Below are 5,478 nucleotides of genomic sequence, written 5' to 3'. Positions count from 1 at the left end.
ACACGGGCCGCCGGGGGCGCCCGGGCGGGGCCCCCCGCCCCCAGAATCCCCCGCGCGGCCAGCCCCCCCCCCCCGCGCTCCGGGCGCCCCGGGGGCCCCCCCCGCCCCCCCCCCCTTCCCGGGTTTCACTCGGTCGCCGCCGCCTTGACCGCCCCGCGCGATTCGGGCGGCGCACGGAGAGTCCCACCGGCGACAGGAGTTGCTCAGGCCTTCTCGTATGCCAGCGTCAGATCGAAGACGTCCTGGCCACTGCCGTCGAGACGAAGGACGGTGGCCCGCGCCGGGTACCCCGCAGCCACGACGGTGTAGCGGTCGCCCGCCAGATCCGTGAAGGAGTAGGAGCCGTCCTCTGCGGTCAGGGTCGTGCCGACCACATCGCCCGCCGGGTCAAGAAGCGTGATGCGTGCCTCGGAGATCGGGCGGCCGTCAGTGCTGGTGCGAACGGTGCCCCTGAGAACGGTCGCCTCGTCGAGCCGCCCCTCCGCCTCCGCGACCCCACGACGCGCGTGGCCGCCGCCGGACCGGCGCCACATGTGCCTGGCCGCATGACGCAGGGAGTGGGCGGCCACCACCACCCAGGCGACGACGAGCAGCGCATAGAACACCACGGCCGCCCAGACGAACATTTCCGAACCCGTGCGCACCGCAAGGACGCCAGTGGCCGTCACGCAGGCGCCGACCGGGAAGATGAAAGACCACCACGTGGGCGCGAATGGCAGCCCCGCCCGGATCGTCCGTACAGTCAACGCCGTGGCCAGCACCAGCCACAACATGGCGAAGCCCCACACCACAATGCCGCCCAGCAGCGCGAACACCGCGGTGCCCCGCACGTAGGACGCAGGCAGTGCGCTCGGCGACACCGTGGCCAGTGCGCCGAGCGCCGTCACCGACTGGCCCAAGGCCCCGACCCCGATCCACACCGTGGGCACCACCGTTCCAGTGGGTGCCTCATGGTGCACCAGGCGGCCGTAGATCATGGCCAGCACCAGCAGCGCCGCGACGAGCCCGAGCCCGAGCATCGCGTAGCAGCCCAGCAGCAGGGCGAGCCGCGGCTGCCCCGCCGGGGCATGCGGGACGAGCAGCGCGCCCGTGGCGGCCGAGACCATCGGCGGCACCACCGGCATCAGCCAGCCCCCGAATGCCGCGTCCGGCCCGAAGCGGTGCCGGGTGACCATCAGGTAGGGCACCGTGCACGACGTGACGAGACCGAGCACCGTGCCGAGCGACCACAGCACCCAGTCCACGTCCAGTGCCGCCTCGAGCCCGATCAGCCGACGGCCGAGCAGCAGCGCCCCGGCGCCCACCGTGAGCAGCGCCATCGGCGGCGCACCGAAGAACTGGGCCATCACCGGGTCACCTGCGTGCAACCGCAGCGCCCGCTGCCGGAGGTAACCGAGAGCCAGCAGAATCAGCAGGAGCGCGGCGCCCAGCCAGACCGCCAGGGCGGCAGTCCGCAGCCCGGGGAAACTCCGTGGCAGGGTGACCGCCGCGTTGGCGACTATGCCGGTGCCCATCACGGCCGCGAACCAACTGGGGGCGAGGAGCGGACGCTGCGTTCTGTTTGCCGTAGGGGCCGAACGGGCGGCGCACGGGGAGCAATTCATTCCCCAGACCCTATGTTCGGATTGGGGCAGCACTGTCGATCATGTCCTGATGTGAGCACGGCATGGCACACATCGGGTGGAGTCCGATCCGGCGCTCGTCGGGATCAGTGGTCCTTGGCCTCTTCGACGTCGAGGTTGAGCTGAAGTGACATGGAGACTGCCGACGCCTCGGACGACAGGGCGCTCTCGGCGGCCCCGTATTCTCGGAACATGGTCGGGGCACAGACACAGAAGACCGAACGCGGACCCGGACGGCCGCGGCAGGAACGGGTCACGGACGACACCCTCGGGGCGGTGATCGAGCTGGTGACCGAGCAGGGCGTGAAGGCGGTGACCATGGACGCCGTGGCCGCGCGGGCCGGGGTGAGCAAGCCCGCCATCTACCGGCGCTGGCCGTCCAAGCAGGCCTTGATCATCGCGGCGGCCGAGTCACGCATCGGCCCGTTGTCGGTGCCGGACCTGGGTGACATCCGGGCCGAGCTGCGCGAGGTGCTGACGGCGCGATTGGCGGCGTACCGGCTGCCGGGTACGGCGCGCCTGCTGGCGGAACTCATAGCATCGGCCACCGAGGACGGCGGGGCCCGCGGAGAGTACGTGGAGTACACGGAGCGGATGATGGCCGAGACGCGCCGCATCCTCCAGCGGGGCATCGCCCGCGGCGAGGTGCGGCCCGACGTCGACATCCGGTCGGCCGCCACGCTGGTCGCAGCGCCGCTGGTGTACCGCCTGCTGGCGGAACGTGAGCTGCCCAACGCGCGCTTCGTGGAGGACCTGGTGGATCTGGTCGTCCGGGCGGTCGGTCACCCGGAAACCTGAGGACCGCCCGCCCGTGGCCGGCGGTGTGGCGGACCCTTTCACCCGTCGTCCGGACCGAACGGTGCGGCGCAGCGACCGGCGACGAGGGTCATGGGGCGAGGCGCCGCGCGTCGCGGTCCGGGTCGATCAGTGTCACGGCGGCCGTGCCGCCGAGTGCGAGCAGTACGGCCGCGAGAAGTACGGCGTGCTGGTAGCCGGCCCGGCCCTGGGTGTCGACCGGATATCCCGTCAGAGCGGGGGCGACCAGGCCGCCCGTGGTGACGACGGCGTTCCTCAGGCCGAGGGCGCCGCCGCGGCGGCGGGCCGGGACGAGTTCGGCGACCGTGGTCACCGCGATCGTCGGCATCACCCCGCACAGGCCGAAACCGACGAGCAGGAGCAGCAGGGGGTGGGCCCGCGCGTGGTGGGACAGGACGCCGCGGCCGAGGGCGGAGACCAGCAGAGTGATGCCACCGACGCGACCGCGGGCTCCCGGCTGGTCACGCAGTGTCGCAGCAGCCATCCGGTCACTGCGGCCTGCCCCGGTGCGGTTCGCGGACGGAGGCCCCGCCGAGGGCGCGTATCTCACCGCGCACGACGGCGTGGACACCATTCGTGTGACCGGCAGCGACCGCAGCCACGACGCCATCGTCTGGGGCACCGACGAGCACGCGGAGCGGCGCCGCCCCAGGACACGCCGCTGATCGACAAGCCGTTCACGAGCGAGCTGGGCGGGGTCAGCCCGTGCATCGTGGTGCCGGGTCCGTGGAGCAGGGCGGACCTCCGCTTCCGGGCCGAACACGTCGTCACGAGCAAGATGAACAACTCCGGCCACAACTGCATCGCCAGCCAGGTGCTGGTGCTGCCCCGCTCCTGGCACGGAACCGAGCTGCTGCCGGAGGAGATGCGGAGCGTGCTGCGCGCCCTGCCGGATCGCGCGGACTACTACCCGGGGCCCATCACCGGCTCCAGGCCGTGCTCGCGGCTCACCCGCGGGCCGAACGCCACTCCGACGACAGCCGGATCTTGGTCGCGGACGTCACCGACCTCGCACGACGACATGCTGCTCACCAGCGAGGTCTTCGCCAGTGCGCTGGGTGTCCTGCGCCTGCCCGGCGAGACCCCGCACATTTCCTGCGCAGCGCCGTCGACTTCGCCAACACCGTCCTCCCGGCACGCTGGGCGCGACCCTGATCGTGCACCCCCGGACCGAAAGGACACAGCCCGGTGCGGTGGAAGCTGCCCTGGCCGAACTGCGCCACGGCACCAGCGGCGTCAACTCCTGGTCCGGCGTGGGCTTCCTGCTCGGACACACCCCTTGGGGTGCCCATCGCGGCCACCACCGGCAGGCCATGGCCCCGCTCCCGGCGGCCTGCTCACCGGCTCTCCCTCGCTGTCCCTCAAGCCTTCGTACTTCGTCACCAACCGCACCGGTCGCACCACCCTCGAACGCGTCACCCGCTTCACCACGGCGCCGAACCCCGCCCGGCTGCCGGCTGTCTTCGCCTCCGCCCTGCGCGGATGACCACGTCAACGCGAAGCGCACTCGCCCGGGAAGACCGCGACGCACTTCAGTGGCTCGCGGAGCACCGTCATCCGGGCGAGCAGCGCTTCCACCCGCGCAGCCGGGGTCCGGCACGGCCCCGTCTCCCCGTCCACGCGCAGGAGCCGGTCGGGGGCGTTGCCGGTAACCCCGGGTGCGACAGCGGCACGTCCTCGCCGCACGGCACCGGCGGGCCCCGACGCAGTCTGCGACACCGAATACTCGTCGGCCCCAACGGCTTCCCCCAGCGATCGAGACCGGTTCCGTCCTGGCAGGATGGCGGCATGGAACGCGTGCTTGGAATCGGTGGTTACTTCGTGCGGGCCGCCGACCCGTCGGCCCTGGGCGCCTGGTACCGCGACTGCCTGGGCCTGGATGCCGATGAGAACGGCTCGTGGCGTCAGGAATCCGGGCCGACGGTGTTCGCGACGTTCGAGTCCGGGACCGGCTACTTCGGGTCCCGCGCCCAGCAAACCATGCTCAACTTCCGCGTCCGCGACCTGGATGCGATGCTCGCGCAACTGCGCGCCGAGGGAGCTGACGTGGCCGAAGAGACGCAGGACATGGACGGTGTCGGTCGGTTCGGCTGGGTCACCGATCCCGAGGGCAACCGAATCGAGCTGTGGCAGCCCGCCTGACCGCGCCTTCCCGCCGATGTCGATCAACCGGTGGTTCAGCGAGCAGGCGCGCACCTGGTCCTCCGGGCGCCCCCGGTCGACCCGTGAGTGCGGGTACTCATGCTCGGACTGTGAGCACCGCTGCCCACATGACCGTCCTTGGGACGGATCCAGCCGTCGCGTGCGGCGAGCGCCCGCGTCACTTGGCGCCGTAGGCCGGCGAGGGCGGCGGGGCGCGGGGGCGAGGACGCCGGGAGGGTTGCCGCAGGCCGGCGTGGTCACACACGGCGTGGTCACACACAGTCACCAGCGCACGGCCGGCTGAGTTACCGGGCACGGCCTGGACCGAGCGACCTTGACCGGTCCAGGCCGCCTACCAGGTGACTGTCAGGCGCGTGGGGCCGCGGACGCCGGAGTGTCACGGCGTGGGGTCGTCGTCGCTGGGATCGGCCGGCGTGAGGGTGGGGCAGGCTGCGGAGAGCACGTGACGGCGTGGCGGGGCCCCGCCGGCGTCGTTCCCGCGCTCTGGAGGGGCGGACGGCCACTGTACGCGCGAACATCGAAGCACGGTCCCGCCCGGACCGCCTGGCCTTGCGAGGGGCCGACAGCGACAGGGACGAGGCGAGGATCAATGGCCCTGGAAACCGTGACCACCAGGAATTCCATGAGCTCGGCGGCGCTGCTCCGCGCCACCGCAGGGAGGAGGCGAGCGAAAGTGTCCGCTCCCGCACCCACAAGGACGATTGACCGGGCCGTGCCCGGTAGCGCCCCCGAGGCGAGTGAGGCCGAGCTGCATCCGGCGAGCGCGCCCGCCCACGCATCGTCGGCTCCCGACGAGCCGGTGTCCGGAGTGCGGCATGTCGCGGCCCGTTGACCGCCGGCCGGTCGTGGTGGGTGTCGATCCCGATCCCACCCGGCG

At 72.3% G+C, this 5,478-nt stretch carries 7 protein-coding genes; 4 read left to right on the top strand and 3 right to left on the bottom strand.

Annotation, left to right across the window (positions count from 1 at the left end):
• Positions 1–203: 203 nt before the first annotated feature.
• Positions 204–1,604: a carboxypeptidase regulatory-like domain-containing protein gene (locus ACFW2E_RS40635; RefSeq protein WP_384475266.1), complete on the bottom strand. Its 1,401-nt coding sequence runs from the start codon at positions 1,602–1,604 to the stop codon at positions 204–206.
• Between the two features lie 210 nt (positions 1,605–1,814).
• On the opposite strand from ACFW2E_RS40635, the gene ACFW2E_RS40630 reads away from it, so the two are divergent.
• Entirely contained in the window at positions 1,815–2,420 is a 606-nt protein-coding gene (locus ACFW2E_RS40630) for a TetR/AcrR family transcriptional regulator (protein WP_384475263.1), read from the top strand.
• 88 nt (positions 2,421–2,508) lie between these two features.
• Here the strand turns inward: ACFW2E_RS40630 and ACFW2E_RS40625 are convergent, their stop codons facing one another.
• Positions 2,509–2,922, bottom strand: a complete 414-nt coding sequence (locus ACFW2E_RS40625; RefSeq protein WP_384475260.1) for an MFS transporter — start codon at positions 2,920–2,922, stop codon at positions 2,509–2,511.
• Between the two features lie 22 nt (positions 2,923–2,944).
• Between ACFW2E_RS40625 and ACFW2E_RS40620 the strand changes: the two genes are divergently transcribed.
• Positions 2,945–3,103: a hypothetical protein gene (locus ACFW2E_RS40620; RefSeq protein ID WP_384475257.1), complete on the top strand. Its 159-nt coding sequence runs from the start codon at positions 2,945–2,947 to the stop codon at positions 3,101–3,103.
• A gap of 241 nt (positions 3,104–3,344) precedes the next feature.
• On the opposite strand, the gene ACFW2E_RS40615 is transcribed toward ACFW2E_RS40620, so the two are convergent.
• Positions 3,345–3,530 carry a hypothetical protein gene (locus ACFW2E_RS40615; RefSeq protein ID WP_384475254.1) on the bottom strand — a complete coding sequence of 62 codons (186 nt, stop codon included), beginning with the start codon at positions 3,528–3,530 and terminating at the stop codon, positions 3,345–3,347.
• 187 nt (positions 3,531–3,717) lie between these two features.
• On the opposite strand from ACFW2E_RS40615, the gene ACFW2E_RS40610 reads away from it, so the two are divergent.
• Positions 3,718–3,924 carry a hypothetical protein gene (locus ACFW2E_RS40610; RefSeq protein ID WP_384475251.1) on the top strand — a complete coding sequence of 69 codons (207 nt, stop codon included), beginning with the start codon at positions 3,718–3,720 and terminating at the stop codon, positions 3,922–3,924.
• A 302-nt stretch (positions 3,925–4,226) separates the two neighbouring features.
• Positions 4,227–4,580, top strand: coding sequence for a VOC family protein (locus ACFW2E_RS40605; RefSeq protein ID WP_384475248.1), 354 nt, complete (start codon positions 4,227–4,229; stop codon positions 4,578–4,580).
• Positions 4,581–5,478 lie beyond the last annotated feature (898 nt).

The sequence above is a fragment of the Streptomyces sp. NPDC058964 genome (genome assembly GCF_042741275.1).
Taxonomy (GTDB): domain Bacteria; phylum Actinomycetota; class Actinomycetes; order Streptomycetales; family Streptomycetaceae; genus Streptomyces.
Note: the sequence above shows the minus strand (reverse complement) of the source record. Positions and strands in the feature narration are given on the sequence as shown.